The sequence below is a fragment of the Pseudomonas sp. QLc11A genome, from assembly GCF_052112305.1.
GTDB classification, from domain to species: Bacteria; Pseudomonadota; Gammaproteobacteria; order Pseudomonadales; family Pseudomonadaceae; genus Aquipseudomonas; species Aquipseudomonas laurylsulfatiphila.
The window spans coordinates 1-26,048 of record NZ_JAVAJJ010000018.1 but is presented as its reverse complement, the minus strand read 5'-3'; the positions used below and the strand labels follow the sequence as shown (position 1 = coordinate 26,048).

Here is a 26,048-nt window from a genome sequence, read left to right as displayed (position 1 = left end):
TTCACGCGGTGCCAGAGGAATGAACAGCTGCGGCCAAAGCCAACCGCTCTGCCCTCTTGTTTCGAGTGATCCAGTACACGAAATAACACCACGCGATAAAGGGCAGGCCGAAGTACAGCGCCACTCGCTGCTCGGGATCAAAAGCGATACCCACACAGGCCAGAAGACAACACAACAGTGCACCGATGGGCACCCATGGGTAGCCGCGCACACGGAAATGCAGGTCTTCAACTCGTCCGCCATTGGCGACGTATTGACGACGGAACGCGATCTGGCTTGCTGCAATGCTCATCCACACGACGACGACCGCCAGACCGGAAATGGACACCAGGGCCAAGTAAACCGTATCAGGAGCGAACACACTGCTAAGCAGAGAAGCCACTGCACCCGCCATACTCAGAACGATGGCGTTCACCGGTGTGCCCCGGCTGGAAAGCCTGGCGTAGCGCTTAGGCATATGTCCTTGATCGCTCAATGTCCACAGCATGCGCGAGGCTGCATACAACCCCGAGTTAGCGGCGGAAATCAGTGCAGTGAGAATGACGAAGTTCATGATGTCGGCAGAGTATGGAATGCCAATCAGCTCAAACACCATGACGAATGGACTTTCTACGAGCCCCGCTTGCTCGCGTGGCAGTAAGGTCGCAAGGACGAAAATTGTCCCCACGAAGAACAGCGCCAAACGTACCACTGTGGTGCGGATAGCCTTGGGCACGCTGGTTTGTGGATCCTGTGCTTCACCTGCCGCAATTCCGATCAGCTCGGTTCCGGAAAATGCGAAGGAAACAGCCAGGAGGGTCATTGCAATGGGCAGGAACCCGGTGGGGAACAGCCCTTCACGTGTGAAGTTGGAAAGTCCCGCCCCCTGCAAACTCTGTACTTGCAAAAGGCCGAAAATTGCCGCTGCGCCGATCGCAATGAACGTGATAACGGTCAGAACCTTGATCAACGAAAGCCAAAATTCAGTCTCCGCAAACAACCGGACAGAGACAACATTGCTGAAAAAGACTGCAAGGGCAAACAGCGCACTCCAGATCCAGACCGGTGTGTCAGGAAACCACCGAACCATCAGTATGCCCGCAGCGGTAAATTCTGAACCGATCGCTACTGCCCATGTGAGCCAGTAAAGCCAGGCCACTGTATAGCCTGTGCCTGGGCCCAGGTATCGCGTAGCGTAGCTACTGAACGATCCGGTCTCCGGCATCTGCACAGCCAACTCACCGAGACAGACCATGACCAGATACACCATCACCGCACCGATGATGTAAGCGATCACCGCACCGAGCGGTCCTGCCTGATTAACCGTGTAACCGGAGGTCAGGAATAATCCCGTACCGATCACACCGCCCAGTGCCAACATCACGATGTGGCGTGTTTGCATTTCCTTTTTGAAACGCGAGTTTGGATCGGGCTGATTATCTTCGATATGCGTGGACATAGTTTTATTCTCATGAAATGTTCGGACAAACACCTTGTAACCGGCTTTTGGGCAGTACAATTTTGTCGTCGCTGGATTTTATTATTTTCATTCTTCATGAAGGGCTTAAGATGAATATCGAAAGTCCTGCTCGTATTCAGGCTTCTACTTCAATGAAACGTTGGGCACTGTCAGCGTGAAGGGTTGCATCACCTTTTTTACTTCGCACTAAAGCGAAGGCTTGTTTTAGATCAGCCAATAAATCTGCTGAGTCTTCAATACCTACGGACACTCGAACCAAACCTTCGGAAATGCCAAGTGCCTGACGCTCTTCCAGGGTATTTTCCACGTGACTGGTGGTCCGTGCCGGCCCGTAAATGGTCTCGACAGCGCCCAAATTACCCGCCCGATGCGCATATCTGAGCAGCGGTAACAAACGAGTCACGGTGTCCATGCCTCCTTTGAGTACGAAGCTGACGATGGCGCCGAATCCGTTCATTTGCGAACGGGCGATGTCATGACCTGGATGTTGAGGCAACCCCGGATAATTCACCGACTCGACCAGCGGTTCGGTGCAGAGGTACTCGGCCAAAAGTTGTGCGCTCGCCTGTTGCTGGCGAAGACGCAGGGCCAGAGTCTTGATGCCCCGGATAATCAGATACGCCGAAAAAGGATCCAGCGAGGCCCCATTGATTTCGCGGTAATGGCGAACTTGAGACATCAAATGCTCAGCGCCGCACACTACGCCACCGAGTACATCACCATGACCGGACAGAAATTTGGTCGCGCTGTGCACAACCACATCAACACCTAGAGCGAGCGGATTCTGATTCAGAGGCGTCGCGAATGTATTGTCCGCCACCACCAAAGCACCCACCCGCTTCGCCGCGGCCACAAGGCGCCGAATATCAACGATTTTCAGCGTCGGGTTCGTGGGTGTTTCCAGGTACAGGACGTTGCAGCCTTTCGCGATCTCCTGCTCAAGCGCCACAATGTCGAGCGTATCGCAAAGGGTTACGTCCACGCCCATGCGAGGAAGAAACTCCTCAAAGATCTTGTTCGTACCACCGTAGCTGTCACGTGTAGATATCACGCGCTGCCCATAGGACAGGAAGGTGTGCAGCACCCCGCTGATTGCGGCCATTCCGGTACTGAAAGCGACAGCCGACTCTGCGTTTTCGAGCTCACAGAGTTTATCTTCCAGGACAGAGACAGTGGGATTGCTCATCCGGCTGTAAATGAAACCCGGCTCCTTTCCCAATGCCACGTCATACCACTTATCGATATCGTCATAGCCATAGGCGGCACTGACCACGATGGGGGTCTGGGTCGCATTGTAGGGATGTTGAACCTGCTCTCCTCCCCATACCACTCGAGTCCCCATCCCAACCTCTGAAGCCTGGACGGCGCGTTTCTTGTTTTCCATAAAGTTGTCTCGCATCAAGGGAAACACAACCGTGTTCCAAGTGGGCTTGGGAGGACTATAAGGAAGGCTCAAGCTTGTGAAAAATCATGATATCCGGGAGTAAGGGGTGCTTTTTTTAATGGCTGGATGCGAGTTACAGAGTGTCGAACCATTACTGGCCGAGAAGTCCTCGCCAACATGCAGCGGCGAGATATCACGAGCTTGGGTGTGCCGTACCAAGGCACCCCGCAAACCGGGCAAGGAGGACTACGCCGGCCAGGCAACAAGCAGTACAACTCACCCCTTCCCTTTCAGTCCTTGCTCAACTTGGGAATCGCAATTCGGCTACTGGTCTTGACCTCGCGCAATGCCAGGCTGGACTGAATGGACGCGATACCCACCTGACGCCTCAGCACCTGCTCGATAAAGTCACTGTAGCTATCAAGATCCTCTGCCAGCACTTGCAGCACGTAATCGGAATCACCGGTGATCTTGTGACAGGACAGCACTTCGGGCAGTTGCGCGATCACGGCTTCGAAGGCGTCCGGAGCGTGATCGGCGTGGGTGGAAAAACGGATGTGCACGAACGCCATGATGTCCAGTCCCAGCATGCGTCGATCGAGGTTGGCCTGATAGCCCTTGATGACACCCGCTTCCTCCATTCTTTTACGGCGTCGCCAGCAAGGCGTCAGGCTTAACGACAAGCGCTCGCTGAGCTCGGCGTTGGAAATGCTCGCATCTTCCTGCAACAACGTGAGTATCGCCAGGTCGGTCTCGTCGAGACTGATGCGTTTGGATGATTTTTTCTGCATTACGCCATTCCTGAGTAAAAACGCCCGAACAATCTGCACAACCGCGAAAACAAAGCAAAGAAATCGCATCCCGGCCAGAACAGAATATTTGCACTGGTTAACAATAACGGATGCGCAGAATGTTTACAGTTTTCAGTGATTCTCACCGCCTGCACCACGGCACCGAATTGAAAGATGGCGTGCTCAAGCCATCCTTCGAACAGCCCAGCCGAGCCGACACCGTCCATAATCGAGTCAAGCAGGTCGGCCTTGGCCAGATCGTCGAACCGCGTGTGTTTGACCGCTCGTGTTACGTCAACGCACACAGCGAGCGCTATGTCAGCTTTCTGGAAAACGCCTGGACAGAATGGTGTGCAACCGGACGTACTCATGATGCCCTGCCACTGGTATGGCCGGTGCGGGATCTGGCCAGCGAACAAGTACCGACTTTCATCGACGGCAAGCTCGGTTTCTATGCCATGGACGCCGGATCGCCCATTACCGCCACGACCTGGCAAGCGGTCAAAACCAGTGCCGATATCGCCCTCACCGGCCTCGCGCTGATCGATGAAGGCCACGACAGTGCTTTCGCCCTGTGCCGCCCGCCCGGCCATCACGCAGCGCGTGAATACATGGGCGGCTACTGCTATCTGAACAACGCCGCCATTGCCGCACAGCAGGCCATTACCCAGGGCGCCCGGCGTGTTGCGGTACTGGACGTCGACTTTCATCACGGCAACGGCACGCAGAACATTTTCTACGGGCGCAGCGACGTCATGTTTGTCTCGCTGCACGGCGAACCTGCGGTGTCCTATCCGTACTACTCGGGCTACAGCCACGAAGTCGGCGCAGGGCATGGCGAAGGTTACAACCTGAACTATCCGCTGCCGAAGAACACCACCTGGGAAAGCTACCGCAACGCCCTGCTCCACGCCTGCAAAAAACTTCAGCAGTTCGCCCCTGAAGTGCTGGTCATTTCACTGGGCGTCGACACGTTCAAGGACGACCCCATCAGCCACTTCCTGCTGGAAAGCGAAGACTTCATCGGCATCGGCGAGCTGATAGCCGGTGTGGGCTGCCCGACCCTGTTCGTGATGGAGGGCGGCTACATGGTCGATGAAATCGGCATCAATGCGGTCAACGTGCTGCATGGTTACGAGAGCAAGCGCGCCTGAGTCATCCCCTGCCTCACAACGTTGCCATTACTGAACCGGAGAATAAAAACATGACTCTTTTTATAGACGTCGACCATGCCGCACGCTTGTTCGCCAGCGTAGGAATCCGTCGGGCAATCCGCGAGATGGCCGATTACATCGAAGCTGACTATTCACGCTGGGCGCAGTTTGACAAGTCGCCGCGCACCGCCAATCACTCGGCCGACGGTGTGATCGAGTTGATGCCAACCGATGATGGCCAACAGTACTCGTTCAAATACGTCAATGGTCACCCGGACAACGGTCAAAGCAACTTGCTGACGGTCATGGCCTTCGGTGTCCTGGCCGATGTCCACACGGGCTATCCAACCCTGCTCAGTGAACTGACCCTGACCACCGCAGTGCGCACCGCCGCTACCTCTGCCTTGGTCGCCAAGTCCCTGGCGCGCCCGGATGCAAGCATCATGGCAATCATCGGCAATGGCGCCCAGAGCGAATTTCAGGCCCTCGCCTTCCATGAAATGCTGTCCATCAAGGAACTGCGCATATTCGATATCGACCGTGACGCCTCGCTCAAATTGAAACACAACCTGTCCGCATTCCCGGATATCGAGGTGATCCTGGCCAGCTCGGTGCAGGAAGCGGTCAAGGGCGCGCACATCGTCACCACCGTCACCGCAGACAAGGCCTATGCAACGATCCTGACGCCCGAGATGATCGAGCCCGGCATGCATATCAATGCCGTCGGCGGTGACTGCCCGGGGAAAACCGAACTGCACGCCGACATCCTGCGCAATGCCCGGGTCATCGTTGAGTTTGAACCTCAGACCCGGATTGAAGGCGATATTCAACAACTGGAGGCCGACTTTCCCGTCATCGAGTTCTTCCGGATTGTTCAGGGCGAAGTACCGGGGCGCGAGAACGACGCACAGGTCACCGTATTCGATTCGGTGGGTTTTGCCCTGGAAGACTTTTCGTCACTGCGCTACGTGCACGACCTGGCGCGCGAGCATGGCATCGGCGAGCGCATCCACCTCGTGCCGACACCGGCCAACATAAAAAATCTCTACCAATTGCTTGATCAGTCGCCGGCTATCGCGCCTTCGCGGCTGCGCACAGTCCGCTGACAACCCAAAGGGGGTGCCCCTGCGCAAGTAGTTCGGGGGCGCGCCCCTTGCCCACCCTGCCACCCGTAAACCAGCACCGTCACTAGCCGTTGCATCCCAAACAAGAACCCTCGACACCCACTTTTCTGCCAAAACTCAAAAACATAAAATCAAGAGGTTTTGTAATGAAATCGACTCCATCCGGGCTGCCTGAACAGCCCGCGCTGCAGCGCACCCTCAGCAATCGTCACATTCAGTTAATGGCCATGGGAGGCGCCATCGGGACAGGCCTGTTCATGGGCTCCGGGAAGATCATCGCCCTCTCCGGCACGTCGATCATCCTCATCTACATGATCATCGGTCTGTTCGTTTACTTCGTCATGCGCGCCATGGGCGAACTGTTGCTCTCGAATCTGAACTTCAAAAGCTTCGCGGACTTTGCCGGTGCCTACCTCGGCCCGCGAGCGGCGTTCTTCCTCGGCTGGTCATACTGGCTGAGCTGGAGCGTCGCGGTGGTGGGCGACGCTGTAGTGGTCGGCGGATTCTTTCAGTACTGGTTCCCCGATGTACCCGCCTGGATACCGGCCATTGGCATGCTACTGACGCTGTTCGCCTTGAACGTACTGACCGTCAGGCTTTTCGGTGAAGTGGAGTTCTGGTTCGCGATCATCAAGATCATTGCTGTCGTCACCCTGATCGGCGTCAGCATGGTGATGATTGCCAGTTCCTTCGTCTCACCCAATGGCGTCACTGCATCCCTGAACCACCTGCTGGATAAACAGGCAGCCTTCCCCAACGGCCTGTTAGGTTTCTTCGCCGGTTTCCAGATGGCAATCTTCTCATTTGCCGGCACCGAGCTGATCGGCACTGCCGCCGCCGAAACCCGTTCCCCCGAGAAGACCCTGCCTAAAGCCATCAACTCGATTCCACTGAGAATCATCCTGTTTTATGTACTGGCGCTGGCCTGCATCATTGCAGTGACTTCCTGGCAACAGGTTTCGCCCAACAAGAGCCCCTTCGTCGAACTGTTTCTGGTTGCAGGGTTTCCCGCGGCAGCAGGTATCGTCAACTTTGTGGTGCTGACGTCTGCGGCCTCATCGGCCAACAGTGGCGTGTTTTCATCCAGCCGCATGCTGTTTGGGCTGGCCAGTCACGACAATGCGCCAGGGATTTTTCGACGGTTGTCGGGCAATAGCGTTCCGCTGCTGAGCCTGGCGTTCACCACACTGTTGATGCTGGTGGGTGTGCTGTTGCTGTTCATCGTTCCGCAAGTCATGACCGCGTTCACGATCGTCTCTACCGTGTCGGCGATCCTGGTGATTTTCACCTGGTCAACCATCCTTGCATCGTACATTGCCTATCGCAAAAGCCGTCCCGACTTGCATGCGCAATCGACCTACAAGATGCCTGGCGGCGTACCGATGGCCTGGTTCTCCCTGGCGTTCCTGGGCTTTGTTCTTTGCCTGCTGGCACTCAGACCTGACACCCGTATCGCTTTAATGGTCATGCCGGGGTGGTTCATCTGGTTGGCAATTGCCTACCGCTTGACCCATTCCAGGAAGCACAAACTGTCTGCTGGTTCGGCAAGTCAATACAGTTGATGTTCAGATGGTGCCTTAAAGTGCCAATGCAATGAAACGCGTTTGACCCAGGCGCCATTGGTTGAGCACCTGCAGTCAGAGAAATGCAAACGCAGGCCGTCAAGTAACACTGATGGCCTGCTCTGCGGGAGCTTTAGGCAAGTCGTGTCTGCTCACCGACGTCACTGCTCATCATGATGTGAATCACGCACCAGGCAATTGGCTGCTACGAACGCATCTACAGCTAAAAAATTAGTTGCTCCGGTATCACGGTGCAGGATTGTGCAAAAAGCTCACAGGAACCGAATAACGTAAAAAACAGCGGCACCGTAGTCTGGACACAGGCAGAGAGAACACCTCGCCTGCAACCGGAACTCAGTGCAAAAAACGTTGCCCTGACCTACCGGTACCAGACACTCAAATTACCGGAGTCATTGCCATGAAAACTTCAAACAAAATCTTCGTTCTCGCGACCTTCACAGCGCTTAGCCTGAGCGCATTTGCGCTGGAAAGCACGACCGCCAGGCCGCCAGTGAACGAAGCTCAGCAATGCAAAGAGGCAATGCGGCCCTTCGTTGCCCAGGATGGTTCTGACCGTATCCTTGGGAAGCGCGTTGCCGAAGGCGGCTCGGATCGTACCCCAGGGATGCGCGTTGCCGAAGGCGGCTCGGATCGCACACCAGGGATGCAACAAGTTGGCTAACACATAATCAAAACCGTCAAAAAGCCCGGCAATAGCTGTAATGCTGTTCAGTTAAGCGAGAATGATCCGCTGTAGGAGCGAGCTTGCTCGCGATGGTCGTTAACGATGCCGCGTGTTTACTGACTAAACGCGGCGCTCTTGAGTCCATCGCGAGCAAGCTCGCTCCTACAGAATCCTTAACTGAACAGCATTACGGCAATAGCTGGGCTTTTTGATATTTAATAAAGCTGTACTGCCGAAAAAACGCCCCGACTCTCGCCACGCGTGATCAACTCTTGAGGAGTTTCCCTTGATCCAGTCCGATGCCGAAATTACGAAACGTCGAACCGAGCTGGCGTCCATCATTCAACGTTTTGCGCCCGAATATGGTGTATTCGGGACGGCAGTGCCCCCGCTTCACTTCATCAGAAGTAATGTTCCTACAGATGCGATTCACACAATTCATAAACCAGGTCTATGTATTGTTGTTCAAGGTCGTAAAGAGGTGCGACTGCGTGATGAAGGTTACGTCTATGATCCGCTGAATTATCTCGTCGTTTCCGTGACGCTGCCTTTAGCGGGGCAAGTGATTGAAGCTTCTCCCGAGGAGCCATACCTATGCATCCGCCTGGATATTGATCCCTGCGAAATTACGCAACTGATCGCCGATGCAAGTCCGATCGGCGTGCCCAGTGGTGCGCAAAACCGTGGTCTTTTCCTCGATAAAATAGACACGTCGTTACTCGACGCAATGCTCCGCCTCGTGAGACTGCTGGAAAGCCCGGAGGATATTCCCACCCTGGCGCCGTTAGCCATTCGAGAAATATTCTATCGACTCTTGCGTGGCCAACAGGGCCAGAGGCTGCACGAGATTGCGATCGTCGACAGCCAGGCGCATCGCGTAACACGAGCAATTGAGTGGCTTAACGGAAACTACTCAAAACCCCTTCAAATCGATTCGCTAGCGAAACTCGTCAATCTGAGCACCTCGACGCTCCACCACAGGTTCAAGTCCATAACGGCCATGAGCCCCCTGCAATATCAGAAGCAACTTCGTCTACACGAAGCGCGACGCCTCATGATCGCTGAAGGCCTTGACGTCGCAGCCGCTGGATTTCAAGTCGGATATGAAAGCCCATCGCAGTTCAGTCGCGAATATAGTCGTCAATTCGGCTCATCACCGACGCGAGATTTAGCAAAACTGCGGAGTTTTGCTTGATCGTTGGCGTGCAATCCACATGTTGCTGGCGCAGGCGTTGTTGAGTGCCGTTGCCAGCAAGCTGGGCGAGGCGTCCGTTTCAGCGTTGAAACATCGTGAATGCCTGATCGACGAACTCAACGCTTCGCTGTAAGGCCGGGCCTGGAGGTCCGAGTACGATATGCACCGCTACAGCCGATTCAAATACCCCACGGCGGTGCAGGAACAAACCTTGATTCGATCCATTGTTTAAAGGCAACCACCACGGCCGTGGGGAATTTGGCCGATGGCCTGACTAGATAGACCCCACCGGCAGTGTCCAATTGCCAATCCGCAAGGACATGCAACAACCTTCCGGCCGCGATATCACGACTCATCAACCAGTCACCGGCCCCTAGAATTCCCGCATCAGCACGGGCGGCCGCCAGCAATGACTCACTGTCATTGGCTGTCAGGTTTCCTTTGGGTGTAATCGTCTGGAGTTCGTTGCCGCGATGGAGTCGCCACTGCGGAAAAGACGCAAGGCCACTGAAGCGCAGGCAATTGTGCTTGATCAGATCCTGTGGCGTTTCGGGCATTCCGTGCTTTCGGATGTAAGCCGGCGAAGCGCACAGAATCCGGCGATGGTCGCTCAGCTTTTTGGCGATCAACCGACTGTCTTCCAACTCGCCGATCCGTATGGCAGCGTCAAAACCCTCATCAATGATGTCCACCAGACGCTCACTGTAATCGGCGAGGATCGAGACATGAGGATAAAGCTCGAGAAACTCCGGCAGCATCGGACCTAGCCAACGCCGTCCCATCGCTGCCGGTAATGCAAGGCGCAAAGTACCTCGAACTTCGCTGGCGCCCTTCGCCGCTTGCTGCTGCGCTTCATTCATCAGCTCGATGGCAGAGCGAAGGCGCTGCTCCAGCTGGGCACCGGCTTCAGTGATTCGCACTTGCCGGGTCGAACGCTCCACGAGCCGAACGCCGAGGCGCTTTTCCATGGCGGCGAGTCGTTTCGAGACGACCGTCGGGTGTCGCTGCAATAGCCGACCCGCCCCGACAAACGAGCCTTGCGAGGCAACGGCCAGGAACGCAGCGATCTCGTCACTGGACTGACTAGTCAGAACATCAATATTCATGGTTTTAGAATGATCGCTCCCGATGAACGCCCCGACTCCAGGTCGGCGTGTGCCATTGCTGCGTCAGCCAGCGAGTAGCTTGCCCAGATCCGGGGTTTGATAATACCCGCACCTATGGCGGCCAACACATCCTGTGCGCGCTCCTGGTACTCAGAGGCACTCGCCGTATGGGCGGCCAACGAAGGACGTGTCAGGAACAGCGAGCCTTTGGCGTTGAGCGTGGACAGCTCCACGGCTGAAGGCGCCCCAGAGGAAGCGCCAAACGACACCATCAGCCCCCGTGGTCGCAGACAGTCCAGAGAGGCCTGGAAGGAAACGCGCCCTATGGGGTCATAGACAACGTCGACCTTTCTACCCTCGGTGAAACGAGCGACCTGCAATGCCAGGTTGTCAGCGTCAAACACCAGGACTTCATCGCAGCCCAACGCTTTAGCTTTTTCGACACTGGCTGGCTTTGAAACGACGCCGATTACAGTCGCACCCAAGTGCTTGGCCCACGGCACCATGATTTCCCCCAGTCCACCCGCTACACCGTAGAGAAGAATGGTTGTGCCCTGCCCCACGGGATAGGTGGCCTTCAACAGGTACTGCGCAGTTATGCCCTTGAACATGACGGCTGCTGCATCAGCAAACGACAATGCATCCGGAATCCTGACCAGCCGCTCAGCCGGATAAAGCCGGGCCGAAGCATAGGAGCCAATAGGACCGGTGGCATAAGCGACGCGATCTCCAACTTGCACATTGCTGACACCGGCCCCCACAACGGCGACACGCCCAGCGCCCTCCAACCCAAGTCCGGATGGCAACGCAACGGGCACCGCGCCCTTGCGTTGAGTCACGTCGAGGAAGTTGACCCCAATGGCTGCCTGCTCAAGCCAGACTTCGCCGGGTCCTGGCGATTGTTCGCTCAGTGTCTCCAGGTTCAGTACTTCAGGATTGCCAGACTGGTTGAATCGAATCGCAGAGACCATGGTTATTTCCCCTTCAATCGGAAGCTGCCTTCACACAAGTGCCGCTAGTGTGAGTACTGATCTCCTGACGAACAAGGTGGGTTTTTTGCAGATCATTAATGCACAGACTGCAGCAATTACGTCACGGATACTACGCGTAATTGCGAGGTGTCCGGTTTCATCAAACCGCTACACATGTTGCACCCGCCCCTCAGTGAATCGCCTCTGCTCTCTGCAATGCTCAAATCGCCCTTTATTGCAGACTGCACGCCCCCGTTGATGAGCACGGATCGCAAGTCCTTGTTTACCGGCGTATTGGCTGGCGGATGCCCTTGGCACAGGAAATGCGATAGCTATCGGCACGCCTCAATGCCACACCCCGTTGAGGCTCAATTCCGCACTTCTTGAGGCAGCCAACATGAACGCGATTGACCTTCTGAAAGCCGATCATCAAACCGTGAAAACCATTCTTGCTCAACTGAGCGAGTCGACTGATAAAGCGATCAAGAAACGCACTGACCTCCTGGACAAGCTGGAGATGGAGATTTCCATCCATACCAAACTGGAAGAAGAAATCCTCTATCCAGCCTTCAAGGCGGCAGGGACCAGGGAGCAGGACGTCATGTACTTCGAAGCGAAGGAAGAGCATCGCACCGTCGATTCTCTGGTATTACCGGATCTGAAGCAGACTGATCCGGGCACACCGGAATTTGCCGGGCGAGTGAAGGTCGTCAAAGAGCTGCTGGAGCACCACATTGAAGAGGAGGAAACCGAATTGTTTCCTCAGGCGAAAAAGCTATTGGGAAAATCCAGGCTCGACGACCTCGGCGAGCAAATGGAAGCGATGAAAGCCAGTTGCAAAAAGCAATGGGCCGCAACCCATATGGCGGCCTGACGCCTGCCCGGACACAAAGCCCGGTACAGCCGTAATGCTGTTCAGTTAAGCGAGAATGATCCACTGTAGGAGCGAGCTTGCTCCTACAGAATCCTTAACTGAACAGTATTACGGTACAGCCGGGCTTTGCCTGTTTATCCAGCGGCAGGGTTGGGAGATCCTCAATGAACAATCGCCGTTCATCTCCCCCTCACGGTACTTGCACGACAGCCACTGGAACGCGTTGCCTGTCACTGACCAGGCAAGCAACCAGCGCCGCCACGCCAATGGCAAACAGATAGAGGGCTTGCCGTCCCAAATGCTCCATCAATGCACCGGCCACCAATGGCCCGATGGTTGCGCCGATACCGAACGTCACCAATAACACCCCAGCTACCGATACACGCAATTGGGGCTCCAGATTGTCATTGGCATGAACAACGCCCAATGGGTACAGGCAGAACTGCAGGAAACCTATCACGGCGCCCGCCAGCATGACCCAGCCCTGTCCCGGTGCCTGCAAAAAAGCCAACGGCAGGTAAGCGATGCACAGCAAAACGGCAGTGAGGCGAATCAGGCCTACGCGGGAAAAACGGTCCGACAGCTTGCCCAGCGGCAATTGCGCAAACAGTCCGGCCGCAATGCTCAGGGCCATGAACTGGCCAACCTGCGCGGGGGTGAAACCCGATTGCGCCGCGAAGATCGGGGTCAAACCATAGAAGCAGCCATTGAGCAATCCCGACGCCAGGACAGTGCCCAACGACTGCGGCAGACGACGGACATATCGCATGAAGCTGACCCGATCCTGGCTGATCGGACTGGGCTGCATACCCCGGTGCATGGCCATCGGCACCAGGCCTATGGCGAAGGCGATGGCCACACCGGACAACACCAGGGTGTCGAGCCCATTGCCCAGGCCCAGCAGCAGTTGACCCAGCATCATCCCCACGTAGCTGGCCACCATGTACAGTGACATGGCACCGCCACGACGATCACCCGGCGCACAGTCGTTGAGCCAGCTTTCGATGACCATCAGTTGGCACATCATCGCTACACCGACCACGAACCTCAGCGCCAACCATAGCGTCAGCGAGTCGCTCAATTGGTGGCTGAGTACCGCCGTGGCTATCACCCCTGCACTGACCACGAAGGCCCGCACATGCGAGATCCGGCCAATCAGCCAGTACCCGATCCGCCCCCCGAGCACCATTCCCAGCGCATTGGCCGCCATGAGCGCACCGCCCCAGAACTCTGCGACACCGGCGGCGTCCAGGCGCAAGGCCAGATACGTCATCAGCAGGCTGGAACCCAACTGCATCAGCAGAGCTGCAGCGTAAATCGTTGCAAAAACCTTGGTGAGCGCAAACATGTTCAGTTTTCCGGATCAGACGAGGCCGTGACGTTGCTTCCAGTCACCGGGATGCACGACATAGCCAAAAAGTGCGTGCCCGCCATAGACGAGCTCGGTGCCTTCGGGTATCCAGAGCAATTGCCCTGGCGTCACCCGGTACAGTTCACCGTTCGCTCTCAGTTCGAAACAGCCTTCAATGACGAAAATGACTTCGTCATAGAGCAAGGTCCAGGCGACCTCCGCGCCTTCCCACCGCGCAAAGCCAATCCCCAGATGAGGCGACACGTCATTGCTCAGGGCGCGGGCAACGCTGGCGCCCCCCGGGGGGCCACCGCGATGCACAAAGTCCAGGTCCCGGTGATCGACCAGCATCACCGGCTTTCTGTCAGCAGGTGCCTGGTTCATAGCTCGCTCCTGCTGTTCCACGCCGCCCAGCGGATACGTGAACGCACGCCCAGCCCCAGGAACGGTTCTGGCGGATTGCGTGAAGGCATGCCCGTCACGGACTGGATGTCATCCAGACGCTGAGAGTCGGCGCCCACTACTTTATCCGCCAGCAATGTCCCGGAGATGGTGCCCCATGCGGCCCCAACCCCGTTGTCACAAGCCGTCGCGAAAACGCCCTCGTCGAGCTTGCCGAAGAAGTTGGTAAAGTTGCGCGAAATCGCATAGACCCCGCCCCAGGTGTGCGTGAAGGGAACATGGGCAAGCTGCGGATAACGGGCGTGAAAAGCCGCGCAATGATCCTCGCGGACTTTCTGACGGATCGAATCATTGATGCTGCGCCCGTAGCGTGGCACGTGCTTGTAGGTATTGCGGATGATGAGACGACGATCCTGGGTCATCCTCACCGTGGTGCCGGCGTGGTCGGCCGGTGTCAGCCCCCAGTCGGCCTGAACGCCAACAGAGGCCATCTCGGCGTCGGTGAGCGGGCGCGTCCAACTGGCAAACGTCATTACCGGCAACAGCCGATTGCGCAAGTAGCCAAACTCCTGGGTGAAGATGCTGGTACCCAGCAGCACCTTCGGCGTGCGGATCAAACCCTCTTTACCGTGCAGGATCCAGTTCCCGCCGGCGTCCTTTTCCAGGCGCTGGATGGGTGATTCCTCGAGGACTTCAACGTTCTGCGGCAGTGACGCGCCCAAGCCTCGCACCAGTGCCGCCGGCTGCATGAGGTAGCAACCGGGGGTGAAGATGGCGCGGCTGTAGTAGTCGGTCCCGAGTACGCCGGCCAGTTCCTGGCGTTCCACCTGGCGATAAGGCTCACCCAGGTCGGCCAGCAGTTTCTCGAAATGGTCGAGGTAGGCCAGACCACGCTCACCCACCGCCCCCTGGTACTTGCCGGCATGGGACCACTGACAATCGATGGCATGGCGACCGATCAGGGTTTGCAGTTGATCAATGGCCGCGCGGTTAAGCCCCAGCAGGCGTTGCTTGTGCTGTGGTTCAGGATGCTCCAGGGCAAACTTGTGCGGCAGATCGATGACAAAACCGGAGTTACGCCCCGATGCCCCATAACCGACACGCTGGGCATCGACCAGGAGAATGCGCGCCTGCGGCATGTGCTCCGCCAGCCGGCGTGCGGCGGCGAGACCGGCGAAGCCGGCGCCGATCACCACGTAGTCGGCCTTTTGTTCACCGGTCAGGCGCCTGGCCGGACGTGGTTCGGGCAGTGCGGCGTACCAGCCACAACTGTGGTCATCATGAGGCAGGTTAACGATACTGTTCATGGGTCAATTCTCAAGCCACATGCTGTGGGGTGTCCTGGCAGTTCTGCAGCCAGGCATTGCGTTTTTGTTGGGCTTGCCGCCCGAGCAGGACGAAGCCGCGCAAGGCGCCATCGTTGTCGCGGAAGGCTGCGCTGAGTCCGTCCCCGGTCGCGTCGCAGTGCCATTGCCCCGCACAATCGACGGGTGGCGGGAGCAAACACAAAGGTGCCGCCGGTGTCTTCACCGTCACCGGCGCGAGTGGATAGGTCACTGGCGTCGGCTGTCCGGACAAGGTCTTGGCCAGGGCGCGTATGCCCTCATTGATCGGCGCGAGGTAGGGCAGCAGCTGCCCATCCACCTCGATGCAATCGCCCAAGGCATAGATGCCGCTTTGCGAAGTCTGCAGGTGCGCATCCACCTTGATGCCTCGCCCGCACTCAAGGCCCGCGGCTTGCGCCAGTTCCACGTTAGGCCGCAGGCCGACTGCCGACACCACCAGGTCCGCATCGAAGTGCTGACCGTCGGCCAGTTCCAGTCGATAGCCGTTGGCGCCCTGTTCGATACGTTGCAAGGTCGTGCGCAAATGCCATTGCACGCCCAGACCGGACAACGCCTGTTGCAGTTGCAGGCCCGCCGGTTCCGGCAAAAGACGCTCCATCGGCCATTTGCCCAAACCGATGACCCGAACCTGATAGCCGCTGCTCGCCAGGTCGTTGGCGAACTCACAGCCAATCAATCCGTCCCCCAGCACCGCAACGCTGCGCACACCGTCGAGGCGCTCACGGAACGCCCGGTAATCCTGCAGGTTGTTGACGCTCAGCAATGCATCGGCACAACCTTCGATGGGCAGGCGCAGCGGCGAAGCCCCGCTGGCCAATACCAACTGGCCGTACTGCATCTCGCCCAGATTGGTATGAAGTCGTCGCGCCACAACGTCGATTCGCTCGACCCGGCAGTGGCTATGAATCCGGATGCCCAATCGCTGTTCCAGCGCCATCGGACTTTCCGTCGCCAGGACCGCCGCGCTGCGACCTTGGGCCAGCGCGATGGACAGTGCCGGCTTGGAATAGATATGCCCGCAGTCCTGGGTCAGTACCCGGACATCGAGTTGCGGGTTGGCCTTGCGCAGCGCCTGAGCCAGGCCATAGCCGGCATGTCCGCTGCCGATGATGACCACTGGCTGGGCCGGTGAAACGTCAGCCATGGCTTGCTTCACAACAACCGGGGCAACGGCCGCGACCTTGACCGGCTCGCTGATTTCGATCATCTCGAAATCGGACTTGCCCACCTTGCACTCGGGGCACAACCAGTCTTGCGGCACATCTTCCCAGCGGGTCCCGGCAGCGATGCCGTCGTCGGGCCAACCCAGGGCTTCGTCATAAATCAGGCCACAGATAATGCAGAGCCACTTTTTCATGCTGATGCCTCCTCACTCGCCCGAGATGCGCACGGCCAGGTTCTTGGTCCTGACGTAGCTGTAGAGCGCTTCCTGGCCTTTCTCCCGACCGAAACCGGAGAGGCCTACGCCACCAAACGGCGTTTCGATGCCGCCGGCGTACCACTCGTTGATGAACACCTGACCCGCACACAGTCGCCGCGCACAACGCAGGGCGCGATTGAGGTCTTGAGTGAACACACCGGCGACCAGGCCGAATTCGGTGCCATTGGCAATGCCAATGGCCTCCTCCTCGGTATCGAAGGCAATGACCGCCAGGACCGGGCCGAAAACTTCGGTCTGGGCAATATCCATGTGCGCGGTGACGTCGCGGAACACCGTCGGCGCCATGAAATGCCCCCGCAGCCCGCTGATCGCCTCACCGCCGGTGGCGACCACGGCCCCCTCCTCCTCGGCACGCCGGCAGATGGCCTGGATGCCCTGAAGCTGACTGGCGCAAATCACCGGCGTCAGGTCCGGGTTGTCCTGGCCAAGGCCGATGCTCAGGCTCTCGGCCATTGCCACCACATCAGCGACCACCTCGTCATACAGCGAACGATGCACCAGCAGGCGCGACATCGCCGAGCACACCTGACCGGCATTGAAGAAGATGCCGTTGCGCACGCTGGCCAGCAGTTGCTCGCGATCGGCATCGGGGAACACCAGCGCGGCAGACTTGCCACCCAGTTCCATGACGCTGGGAGTCGCGTGCTCGGCGGCGGCCCGCAGGATGCTCTGCCCCGTGGCGACAGAGCCGGTGAAGACAATCTGGTCGACCTCACGATGCCCGGCCATGTAGGCCCCCACTTCCCGGCCGCGGCCACAGATCAGATTGACCGCCCCCCGTGGCAAGCCCGCAAGTTCGATGGCCTGCAACAGCACACACAGCCCCAGCGGCGAAATCTCCGGCGACTTGATCACCACCGCGTTACCGGCCGCCAGGGCCGGCGCAAGGGAACGGGCGCAGATGGACACCGGAAAATTCCACGGCACGATCTGCAGCGACACGCCCATCGGGTCGTAGACCGTGAAGTCCATGTAGCCGTTGCCCAGGGGAATGGATGTGCCTTCGATCTTGTCGGCCATGCCGGCGTAGTACTCGAAGTAACGCGCCGCCTCGACGAATTCGTCACGGGCATCGCGCAGGCTCTTTCCATTTTCCTGACACAGGACCCATGCGCCCTCTTCAGTCACCGCGCGAATCTGCGCGGCGATCTCCAGCAGCCAGGTCACCCGTTGCGCAGGGCGCGCGCGGGTCAGCTCACCACTGTCGGCACAGCGTCGCGCCGCTTGCAGCGCGCGCTCTGCGTCGGCCACTCCAGCCTGGGCGATAGTGGCGACAGGTTCCGCCGTACCGGGGTTGTTGACGGTAATGTGCTGCTCACTGTCGGTCCACGTGCCGTCGATGAAGTTCAGCCAGTGCGGTTGGATCGAATGCATGCTCATCTCCTCACACGCTCTCGGCGCAGTCGAGAAGCTGACGCGCCGCCCACTGGTGGAAGAAATGCGTCGGCAAATCCATTTCCGGGGAGAATGCACCACCGCCATAGCCGGGAGAGTGACGGCCCTTTTGCATGCCTTCGACGGAAGCGATGTCCTCGGCAAACACCACGCGCCAGGACTGCATGACAGCGTCACGCGCTGCTTCGAAACGGTCATCGAGGGCTTCGTCGCCGACGTAGAAAAGACGCAGGTGTTCGACGGTTTTCCCGGGTGCAATCGGCTCCAGCATCATGGCGAAAGCATGGTCGGCCTGAATGCCCAGCAAGACGTTGGGGAAGAACGCTACGTATTCTGCGGTGCGCAGGCGATCCCGCGGCCAGGACGGAAACATGGGCAAGTGAGTGCCGGCGACGTCGGACAGGTTATAGGCATGGCTGCCCTGGCCGGCGAACTGATCGAAGATGATGTTGTAGTGGTCTTCCAGGCGCGAATAGCTGTTCAGGCTCGGGTGTACCCATGGCAAGTGGTAAGCCTCGCAGTAGTTTTCCACCGCCAGTTTCCAGTTGCAGTTGACCTCGATGCTGACCGCACCACTGTTGGGCTCGCGGCGCATCAGGTCCATGCCGTCGGTGCCGAGGAATTGGGTCCAGCGCTCGGTGAGCGGCGCGAGCTGCTCTTGCAGGTCCGGCGCGTCAGCCGACAGGTTGATGAACACCATGTCCATCCAGATCGCACTGCGCAAGGCTTTCAGGCCATGCTTCTCGCAGGCGAAGCGCTCGTCCTTGTGCTGATTGATGCCGCCCACATGGGGCGTGCCTTTGAGGCCACCGTTCAGGTCGTAGGTCCAGGAGTGGTAGGGGCAGCGAATCACGCCCTGCACTTCTCCCGCCTGCTGCACCAGCTTCACGCCACGGTGACTGCACACGTTGTGGAACACCTGGACCAGGCCTTCGCGGTTACGCATCAGCAACAGGGGCAGCCCCATGAAGTCTACCGGCTTGACGTAGCTGTTGCCCGGCAGGTCGCTGGCGAAACCGACGCACGCCCAGTTGCGACCGAGCACGTGATCGCGCTCCAGATCGAAATAACGTTGCTCGGTATAAAACTCATTGGTCAGGCCATGGGCCTCGTGGATCGGAGCCAGGACAGTCTCAAGGGCGTGTGTCGGGATGAGGCGGGTCGCGGTCGTGGAAGTCATTATTGTTTTCTCTTGCTGGCACGAAAGGAAATGCACGGCAGGTCTGGCCTGCTGCATGACGGCGAGTTTCGGCAAGAAGGGGAAGCCTCGACAAACGATTTTTACTGCACTTATTAGTGACTATTAATCATCAATAGATACGCCGTGCTTTGCTGATACGGTTCAGTAAAAGGTGGGGTTTGAGTGTTTTTACGCATCTCTGAATTGATGATCAAAAGTCATATATTGATGAGGATAAATGAGTTGTCGGCGGCCCCTGTCTCCACCATTTTGTTGCCACATCCCGAGCCTGCCTCGAGATCACCCTGAGGAGTTGATGACCGGCCGTTGGCATCCGCCAATGACCGCCCTTCCCCTCACCCGGCGAAACCCTCAACCCTTGAACAATAATAAAAGGGGAAAAAAATGCGTGCAGAATCGGGCCTTCTCAAAGGTCTCAACCCGAATGTAACCTTGGCTTCGATCACAACCGTGGTCCTGTTTGTGCTGTTCTGTGCGTTCATGAACGAGCAGGCGGCCAAAGCGTTTGAAACCGCGTCGACCTTCATCCTGACCAACTTCAAGTGGTACTACCTGGCACTGCTGAGCGCTGTGCTGTGCCTGCTGCTGTACATTTCCGTCAGCCGGTTCGGCACCCTGAAACTGGGCGCCCACGACGACCAGCCGGAGTTCAGCTTTGGTTCCTGGATCGCCATGCTGTTCAGTGCGGGCATGGGCATCGGCCTGATTTTCTGGTCGGTCGCCGAACCCATGCTGCACTACGCCGACAACCCGTTCTCCAAGGGGTTGACGGATGAGGCCGCGAGCATGGCCATGCGTATCACCCTGTTCCACTGGGGCCTGCATCCGTGGGCGATCTTCACCTTGATCGGCCTGAGCCTGGCGTACTTCGCCTATCGCAAGGGGCTGCCCCTGGCGCTTAGGTCGTTGCTCTACCCACTGATTGGCGACCGGATCTACGGCTGGATCGGTCATGTCGTGGATATCATGGGCGTGGCGATTACCGCCTTCGGCGTGTCCCAATCCCTCGGTCTGGGCGTTGCGCAAATCAACACCGGCCTGCACCAGGTGTTTGACGTGCCGGTGAGTATCGGCCTTCAGCTTTCGATCATCCTGGTGGTCACGATCATCGCCTCCATCTCACTCCTGGCAGGCCTGTCCAAGGGAATGAAACGGATTTCGACACTCAACATGTACATGTCGATCCTGTTGATGCTGATTGTCCTGGTGATCGGGCCGACCCGTTACATCCTTAACCTCATGTTCGAATCCACCGGGGACTATGTACAGAACCTGGTCGGTTTGAGCCTGTGGATGGACACGCAGAAAGACACCCAATGGCAAAACTGGTGGACCGCCTTCTATTGGCCATGGTGGATGACCTGGGGGCCATTCGTGGGGTTGTTCATCGCGCGGATTTCCAAGGGGCGGACCATTCGCGAGCTCATCGTCGGTGCTTTGGTGGTGCCTACCCTGGTCACCATTCTGTGGATGTCCGTCTTCGGTGGCGCCGCGTTGAAGAGCGAGCAAACCGAACGCCAGCAATTCCAGAAAGCAGTGGCAGGCACCGAGCAGGTTCAGGAACAGGCCACCTTCGAGGGCGGCACGATTCTGCTGGCGACCAAGAAAGAACCCACGGCGGCCATGTTTACCCTGCTCGGGAAACTGGACGGCCCCTTGATCGGTGGCGCGCTCTCCATCTTCGTTTGCCTGCTGCTCGCTGTGCACTTCGTGACCACGGCCGATGCAGGAACCCAGGTACTCTGTACGCTGAACGCGATGGGAAGCACCAATCCACCTAACTGGATCAGGTTGCTCTGGTGTGTTCTGGAAGGTGGTGTCGCGGCGGGACTGCTCCTGGCGGGAGGGCTCAAGGCCATCCAGATGGCGAGTATCGCCGCAGGCCTGCCCATTGCAATCCTGATGATGGTCATGAGCTACACACTGATTCGCAGTCTGCGGGCGGAAACCTTCAGCGACCTGCCCCACTTGCCTCCCGCTCGCCTGCCCATTCACGAACATGCCCGGGAAGCGTTCTCGCAACATGGCGGCCCCTTGCCGGACGGTTCCGGGGAATCCTTGCTGACCGCTAGAAAAGCCAGCTGAAACCAGCGGCCGTGGCCTGTGGAAACAGGCCACGGCCGCTACTGAATGAAAAACGCCGCCAGCCAACCGCTGACGGCGTTTTTCTTTTTCTGGACCTTGCCTTATCCCTGGACGGAAGGGAGTGCCATCAGCCAGTCGCGAAACAGCTTCACGCTGTGCCGTGGGCCACGGGTACTGAGTGGTTCCAGCAAACAAAACTGGGCGTTTGTCTGCAGCACCAGATCGTTTGGTCGAACCAGCGCGCCTGTGCTCAGTGGCTCGTCGACCAGATTATTCCAGGCCAGAGCCACACCCTGCCCGCTGATTGCCGACTGGATCAGCATGCTGTAGCTATTGATGTTGATCCGGTGTTTCGGGGCAACAGGAGCACGCTCCAGACGCTTGAACCATTCCTGCCAGCCGATCCAGTCCCGTTGGGAATCCTCAAGCCATAGCCAGGTGCAGGAAGTCAGCCCTTCAATCGAAGACAGCTGGGGATGCTTGGCCAGGTACGACGGACTGCACACCATGAAAATCTCTTCCGAGAACAGCGGCGTAACGTCCAGGCCTTTCGGTGAGGCACTGCAGTAATACATCGCCAGATCGCAATCGAGCTTGGCGTAGTCCTTCACATGATCGATCGCAATGATCCGTAGATCGATCTCTTCATGCTGGCGTTGAAACTCGGCAACCTTGGGTAAAAGCCAGAGCGATGCCATGGCCGTGCTGGTGGCAACGGTCACCTGTTGATCCCCGCGCCATTGCCGGATTTCCCCCGTAGACCGAGCCAGACTCTGCAGACAGTCGCGAACCGTCTCGTGGTACTGGGCACCGGTCGGCGTGAGGTTGATGGTACGGGTTGTCCTTTCGAACAATGTCTTGCCCAGATAATCCTCCAGCAACCGAACCTGACGACTGATCGCGCCCTGCGTGACATTCAGTTCTTTGGCAGCGAATGTAAAACTCAAGTGGCGGGCTGCAGCCTCAAAGGCAATCAAACTGTTTAGCGGCGGAAGAGGCTGAATTTTCAAGGCGTTTACACCCACATATTCTTGTTGTTACCCAATCGCGCCATTCTAGTGATTCGCACGCGGTCAGGCGCAGGTTTTATGCGTCGATCTTGTATAGGTATAGGGGGTATGCCTATCATGCGCAAAGCATAGGTAGGGGGGGTATCCATCCAATGGGCCACATCGCAGCAAACAAAGACGATCTTCTCAAGCGTGTAAAACGTATCGCCGGGCAAATCCAGGCCGTTGAACGCGCACTGGAATCGGATCTCGATTGCGCCAGGACACTGCACCTTGTGGCCGCCACTCGCGGCGCCATCAACGGCTTGATGGAAGAAATCATCGAGGACCACGCGCGCGAGCATGTCGCGAACCCTGCGCTGAGCGAAGCGGAGCGCAACAAGGGCGTCGAAGAGTTGCTTGAAGCCATTCGCCGTTACTCCAAGTGAACGCATCCAGGTAAATATCATGAGCAGCCCCCACATCAACTACAGGCACGACCACGTGTTCCTTGGCCCGGCGCACGACGAAAATGCCAGGCGCACGCTTTGGGTTGTGGCACTGACCGTTGTGATGATGATTGGCGAGATCACCGCCGGGTACATCACTGGCTCGATGGCGCTACTGGCCGATGGTTTTCACATGGCAACCCATGCCGGCGCATTGGGCATCTCGGCGGCCGCTTACGGATACGCAAAACGCCATGCCTACAGCCAGCGCTACAGTTTCGGTACTGGAAAGGTTGGAGACCTGGGCGGGTTCGCCTCGGCGCTGGTCCTCGGTATGGTCGCCCTGGGCATTGGCGTTGAATCTGTCATGCGCCTCTTGCAGCCGACGCAGGTTCAGTTCGGCACCGCGACGCTCATCGCGATTGCCGGTTTGATCGTCAACGTCGTCAGTGCCCTGCTGCTGGGACACGGACACGGACACAGTCATGGAGACGATCATGAGGATCACGACCATTCCCATGCCCATGCCCATCACAGCAACGACAACAACCTGAAATCCGCCTACGTCCACGTCATCGCAGACGCGCTGACTTCGGTGCTGGCCATTGTTGCACTGCTCGCCGGCCAGTATCTGGGCTGGGTATGGCTGGACCCGGTCATGGGCATCGTCGGCGCCATCGTTATCGCGCGTTGGGCCTGGACCTTGATGGGGACCACCGCAGGCGTGCTGCTCGATCAGACCGATGCGCACGTTGCCGAGGAAATCCGCGAACGGGTCGAGAAACCGGGGGATGCCACCATCACGGACTTGCACGTGTGGCGAATCGGGCCGCAAGCCCATGCGGCCATCGTCAGCGTCCTTGGCGAAGCCACGGCGAGCGCCGACAGCATTCGTGAACGTCTCAAGCCGGTGCACGAAGTCAGCCACCTGACGGTCGAGTTTCGACCGGCCTGATCCCGCACCTCCCCCACTCTTGTCTCCAAAGGAACCCCTGATGCCACCAGGCAAACGTGAACTGGCGCGGATCGAACGCCGGTTGATCACCACGCTCACCGAAGCGTGCGAAACCGCAAAAGGTGAAATCAAAGGCTTTACCTGGCTTACCCACACCGCTGACCTGAATGCGTTGGCTGAAACCCTGAAGGTCACCTGGGTGTTCGAAACCCTGGCTGACAGGCAACTCGCCCAGGTTGACGCGAAGGCGCGCATCCTTGAGTTGACGGCCATCGCGTTGAGTGAGGCCAACATCGACCTGACCCCTTCAGACCGCAATGTCCGCTTCGACTCTGAGCAAGAGTGCCAGCGCACTCACGGCGGCGACTGGAAAAGTCGCCTGGCTCAATCACGGATAGCCAAAGGTGACTGACAATGGCTAAGGAAATCGAAAACCCCTGCATTGCTGTTTGCCAACTCAGTGGCGATCTGTGTGTGAGTTGCGGGCGAAGCAAGGAAGACATCAGAAAGTGGAAACGCATGAAGCGGCCTGAAAAAATGGCCGCTGTGCAACGGGCGAATGTGCGTTTGAAAGGGCTGAGGAAAGCACTGGGTTAGCCAGCATGGCGCCACGAGCGATCGCCTGCCGGCAATGCGTTCGATGAGCGCGCTGTTTCAAGGTTTTCTTTTGCAATGCGACTCGAGCGCACCGTATCCCCAAGTGATTATCGTCTCGGCCTGATGCTCCCAAAGGGTCTCATTGCGCCCAAGGTATTTTATGCCACTGCCGCCTGGCTGCTGGTACATCAGCGATACGCTATCGCCACGCTCTGCGATTAGAGTCGGCGGATCGGTTTTGAAGAACGTGGCCGTAACCTCGTTAGCCGGGTTGCCGTCGCACTCGTAGTAAACAGGCCCTGTGCCCGATACCAGCCGGTACCGGGCCTGCAACTCGGCGATGCGGCGCTGGTACTCCATGCGTACGCATGCACCCGCATCATCGCTCTTCCAGCAGTCATCGCGCCCCTTGATCCATCCACGTTGTTCTGCTTTCAGCGTGGGAGGATGCTCGTTGCCGGCCTTGATACTCGCACTGGCATAAACCTGCGACAGCTTGCGATCGAGTGCGGACAAGTCCTTGTCCTCACAGATCAACGCTTCGATACCGCCGGGCTCCACCTTGGTGCAATCGTAAGAAGGGCCAGGTGTGACATTGACCGTCAGGGGTTTTCCGGCGTCGCTCCCGGTCGCCCGCATCGCCTTGGTCTGCTGATCAATGTACGTGCACCACTTTTCGGAGCTTCGTTCAGGGACGTTTGCCCCACCGCGAACCCCTAACTTGAACTCGATCACCGATTTCCATTCGTCGGAGCCAATATCCGGTCCGTGCCCTTGCGCATCGGCCGTTTGCAGTCGCTTGTCGATCGCTTGGTACCAGGCGTCAGAGCATAGGGATTGCGCCTGGGCAAATCCCGTGGCGCCAACAAGAAACAAGGCAAGATACTGGGTCATGTGCAGTCCTTTTTGATCCGGGCAGTCGTCAAACAACGGCATAGGCCGGTTACTCCGTCAGCGAGCGCTTCTTTGCGAGTTTCTCAAATCATCCGTCGGGTCGACCATAACGGAACGGTACCGGTTACACCAACGACGTGGTCCTCGCCGACGTCAAAGAGATGGCCGTGGAAGCCAGGTTAAAAGTAGTGCCCTATTCACGCTGTAAGTACATGGTGCTCAGCGGCCAGGTCGGCGCTTGCTTCAACATGAGCTGGCAACCCGAATTCCAGGGCAAGATCAAACTGGCGGCGCGACCGATATTCAAGGTCAGTAACGATGTTTTTGAATCCATCAAGGCGCCCTTGCCGAAGACCCCGGACGGTCAATGTATTTTGCCGCCCGGCACCATCGTCGGCATCACCAGAGATTACGAATACTCAGCCCAGGTCATGGTGCTCCAGACCTCAGGGGCCGTGTTCGAGAATTCCCTCTCAGACTCGACGAGCCTCCAAAAACGCGTCCACGCTGAAAAACTGTAGGAGCCAGCTTGCTGGCGATGGACTCCAGTGCGCCGCGCTCATCCAGATCACACGCGTTATCGTTAACGACCATCGCTGGCAAGCCAGCTCCCACAGGGGACCGCGTCGACGCGAGAA

The 26,048-nt window shown here is 57.9% G+C and carries 25 protein-coding genes and 1 pseudogene; 12 read left to right on the top strand and 14 right to left on the bottom strand.

Annotated features, from left to right (window positions below; translation table 11 throughout):
- Nucleotide 1 precedes the first annotated feature (1 nt).
- The 3 genes from Q8X48_RS23200 to Q8X48_RS23190 form a co-directional block, all read right to left on the bottom strand.
- Nucleotides 2–1,438: an amino acid permease gene (locus Q8X48_RS23200; protein WP_015095152.1), complete on the bottom strand. Its 1,437-nt coding sequence runs from the start codon at nucleotides 1,436–1,438 to the stop codon at nucleotides 2–4.
- 136 nt (nucleotides 1,439–1,574) lie between these two features.
- A complete protein-coding gene (locus Q8X48_RS23195; protein WP_407801319.1) occupies nucleotides 1,575–2,843 on the bottom strand; it encodes a cystathionine gamma-synthase family protein in 1,269 nt (422 codons plus the stop codon).
- Between the two features lie 290 nt (nucleotides 2,844–3,133).
- Nucleotides 3,134–3,634, bottom strand: a complete 501-nt coding sequence (locus Q8X48_RS23190) for an Lrp/AsnC family transcriptional regulator (RefSeq protein ID WP_007974741.1) — start codon at nucleotides 3,632–3,634, stop codon at nucleotides 3,134–3,136.
- Between the two features lie 119 nt (nucleotides 3,635–3,753).
- On the opposite strand from Q8X48_RS23190, the gene Q8X48_RS23185 reads away from it, so the two are divergent.
- From Q8X48_RS23185 to Q8X48_RS23165, 5 genes are all read left to right on the top strand, one after another.
- Nucleotides 3,754–4,788, top strand: coding sequence for a histone deacetylase family protein (locus Q8X48_RS23185; protein ID WP_407801318.1), 1,035 nt, complete (start codon nucleotides 3,754–3,756; stop codon nucleotides 4,786–4,788).
- Between the two features lie 50 nt (nucleotides 4,789–4,838).
- A complete protein-coding gene (locus Q8X48_RS23180) occupies nucleotides 4,839–5,894 on the top strand; it encodes an ornithine cyclodeaminase (protein WP_407801317.1) in 1,056 nt (351 codons plus the stop codon).
- Nucleotides 5,895–6,058: 164 nt separating this feature from the next.
- Complete coding sequence (locus tag Q8X48_RS23175; protein WP_407801316.1) at nucleotides 6,059–7,474, top strand: amino acid permease; 1,416 nt, start codon at nucleotides 6,059–6,061, stop codon at nucleotides 7,472–7,474.
- A 418-nt stretch (nucleotides 7,475–7,892) separates the two neighbouring features.
- Nucleotides 7,893–8,156: a hypothetical protein gene (locus Q8X48_RS23170; RefSeq protein ID WP_407801315.1), complete on the top strand. Its 264-nt coding sequence runs from the start codon at nucleotides 7,893–7,895 to the stop codon at nucleotides 8,154–8,156.
- Between the two features lie 289 nt (nucleotides 8,157–8,445).
- A complete protein-coding gene (locus Q8X48_RS23165) occupies nucleotides 8,446–9,354 on the top strand; it encodes an AraC family transcriptional regulator (protein WP_407801314.1) in 909 nt (302 codons plus the stop codon).
- 179 nt (nucleotides 9,355–9,533) lie between these two features.
- Here the strand turns inward: Q8X48_RS23165 and Q8X48_RS23160 are convergent, their stop codons facing one another.
- Both Q8X48_RS23160 and Q8X48_RS23155 read right to left on the bottom strand, forming a co-directional pair.
- Nucleotides 9,534–10,460, bottom strand: a complete 927-nt coding sequence (locus Q8X48_RS23160) for a LysR family transcriptional regulator (protein WP_407801313.1) — start codon at nucleotides 10,458–10,460, stop codon at nucleotides 9,534–9,536.
- Nucleotides 10,457–11,431: a quinone oxidoreductase family protein gene (locus Q8X48_RS23155; RefSeq protein WP_407801312.1), complete on the bottom strand. Its 975-nt coding sequence runs from the start codon at nucleotides 11,429–11,431 to the stop codon at nucleotides 10,457–10,459. The genes Q8X48_RS23160 and Q8X48_RS23155 overlap by 4 nt, the downstream gene beginning before the upstream one ends.
- A gap of 397 nt (nucleotides 11,432–11,828) precedes the next feature.
- Between Q8X48_RS23155 and Q8X48_RS23150 the strand changes: the two genes are divergently transcribed.
- Nucleotides 11,829–12,305: a hemerythrin domain-containing protein gene (locus Q8X48_RS23150; RefSeq protein WP_407801311.1), complete on the top strand. Its 477-nt coding sequence runs from the start codon at nucleotides 11,829–11,831 to the stop codon at nucleotides 12,303–12,305.
- Between the two features lie 190 nt (nucleotides 12,306–12,495).
- Here Q8X48_RS23150 and Q8X48_RS23145 read toward each other — a convergent pair whose 3' ends face one another.
- The 7 genes and pseudogenes from Q8X48_RS23145 to Q8X48_RS23115 all read right to left on the bottom strand — a co-directional run bounded on the left by Q8X48_RS23145 (nucleotide 12,496) and on the right by Q8X48_RS23115 (nucleotide 19,420).
- Nucleotides 12,496–13,653 (bottom strand): MFS transporter, encoded by a 1,158-nt coding sequence (locus Q8X48_RS23145; protein ID WP_407801310.1) that lies wholly within the window; start codon nucleotides 13,651–13,653, stop codon nucleotides 12,496–12,498.
- 15 nt (nucleotides 13,654–13,668) lie between these two features.
- A complete protein-coding gene (locus tag Q8X48_RS23140; RefSeq protein ID WP_407801309.1) occupies nucleotides 13,669–14,040 on the bottom strand; it encodes an ethanolamine utilization protein EutQ in 372 nt (123 codons plus the stop codon).
- Nucleotides 14,037–15,365, bottom strand: a complete 1,329-nt coding sequence (locus tag Q8X48_RS23135) for an NAD(P)/FAD-dependent oxidoreductase (RefSeq protein WP_407801308.1) — start codon at nucleotides 15,363–15,365, stop codon at nucleotides 14,037–14,039. Before Q8X48_RS23135 ends, Q8X48_RS23140 begins: the two co-directional genes overlap by 4 nt.
- 10 nt (nucleotides 15,366–15,375) lie before the next feature.
- Complete coding sequence (locus Q8X48_RS23130; RefSeq protein WP_407801421.1) at nucleotides 15,376–16,548, bottom strand: FAD-dependent oxidoreductase; 1,173 nt, start codon at nucleotides 16,546–16,548, stop codon at nucleotides 15,376–15,378.
- Between the two features lie 51 nt (nucleotides 16,549–16,599).
- Nucleotides 16,600–16,761, bottom strand: a pseudogene (locus Q8X48_RS23125) (rubredoxin); the annotation flags it as partial.
- 12 nt (nucleotides 16,762–16,773) lie between these two features.
- Entirely contained in the window at nucleotides 16,774–18,219 is a 1,446-nt protein-coding gene (locus Q8X48_RS23120) for an aldehyde dehydrogenase family protein (protein WP_407801307.1), read from the bottom strand.
- A gap of 10 nt (nucleotides 18,220–18,229) precedes the next feature.
- On the bottom strand, nucleotides 18,230–19,420 hold the full coding sequence (locus Q8X48_RS23115; RefSeq protein WP_218503236.1) for an aromatic ring-hydroxylating oxygenase subunit alpha: 1,191 nt from the start codon (nucleotides 19,418–19,420) through the stop codon (nucleotides 18,230–18,232).
- A 405-nt stretch (nucleotides 19,421–19,825) separates the two neighbouring features.
- Between Q8X48_RS23115 and Q8X48_RS23110 the strand changes: the two genes are divergently transcribed.
- Complete coding sequence (locus Q8X48_RS23110) at nucleotides 19,826–21,526, top strand: BCCT family transporter (RefSeq protein ID WP_407801306.1); 1,701 nt, start codon at nucleotides 19,826–19,828, stop codon at nucleotides 21,524–21,526.
- Between the two features lie 101 nt (nucleotides 21,527–21,627).
- Here the strand turns inward: Q8X48_RS23110 and Q8X48_RS23105 are convergent, their stop codons facing one another.
- The gene (locus Q8X48_RS23105; RefSeq protein WP_407801305.1) at nucleotides 21,628–22,536 is read right to left on the bottom strand and encodes a LysR substrate-binding domain-containing protein; all 909 of its coding nucleotides are present in this window, start codon (nucleotides 22,534–22,536) and stop codon (nucleotides 21,628–21,630) included.
- Between the two features lie 152 nt (nucleotides 22,537–22,688).
- Here Q8X48_RS23105 and Q8X48_RS23100 point away from each other — a divergent pair, with 152 nt between their 5' ends.
- The 4 genes from Q8X48_RS23100 to Q8X48_RS23085 are packed head-to-tail and all read left to right on the top strand — an operon-like array spanning nucleotide 22,689 to nucleotide 24,516.
- The gene (locus tag Q8X48_RS23100) at nucleotides 22,689–22,964 is read left to right on the top strand and encodes a metal/formaldehyde-sensitive transcriptional repressor (protein ID WP_007974809.1); all 276 of its coding nucleotides are present in this window, start codon (nucleotides 22,689–22,691) and stop codon (nucleotides 22,962–22,964) included.
- A 19-nt stretch (nucleotides 22,965–22,983) separates the two neighbouring features.
- Entirely contained in the window at nucleotides 22,984–23,919 is a 936-nt protein-coding gene (dmeF, locus tag Q8X48_RS23095) for a CDF family Co(II)/Ni(II) efflux transporter DmeF (RefSeq protein WP_407801304.1), read from the top strand.
- Between the two features lie 40 nt (nucleotides 23,920–23,959).
- The gene (locus Q8X48_RS23090) at nucleotides 23,960–24,331 is read left to right on the top strand and encodes a hypothetical protein (RefSeq protein ID WP_407801303.1); all 372 of its coding nucleotides are present in this window, start codon (nucleotides 23,960–23,962) and stop codon (nucleotides 24,329–24,331) included.
- A 2-nt stretch (nucleotides 24,332–24,333) separates the two neighbouring features.
- Nucleotides 24,334–24,516 (top strand): DUF1289 domain-containing protein, encoded by a 183-nt coding sequence (locus Q8X48_RS23085; protein ID WP_015095164.1) that lies wholly within the window; start codon nucleotides 24,334–24,336, stop codon nucleotides 24,514–24,516.
- A gap of 57 nt (nucleotides 24,517–24,573) precedes the next feature.
- Here the strand turns inward: Q8X48_RS23085 and Q8X48_RS23080 are convergent, their stop codons facing one another.
- Nucleotides 24,574–25,452, bottom strand: a complete 879-nt coding sequence (locus Q8X48_RS23080) for an MliC family protein (RefSeq protein WP_407801302.1) — start codon at nucleotides 25,450–25,452, stop codon at nucleotides 24,574–24,576.
- A 95-nt stretch (nucleotides 25,453–25,547) separates the two neighbouring features.
- Here Q8X48_RS23080 and Q8X48_RS23075 point away from each other — a divergent pair, with 95 nt between their 5' ends.
- A complete protein-coding gene (locus Q8X48_RS23075; protein WP_407801301.1) occupies nucleotides 25,548–25,931 on the top strand; it encodes a hypothetical protein in 384 nt (127 codons plus the stop codon).
- Nucleotides 25,932–26,048 lie beyond the last annotated feature (117 nt).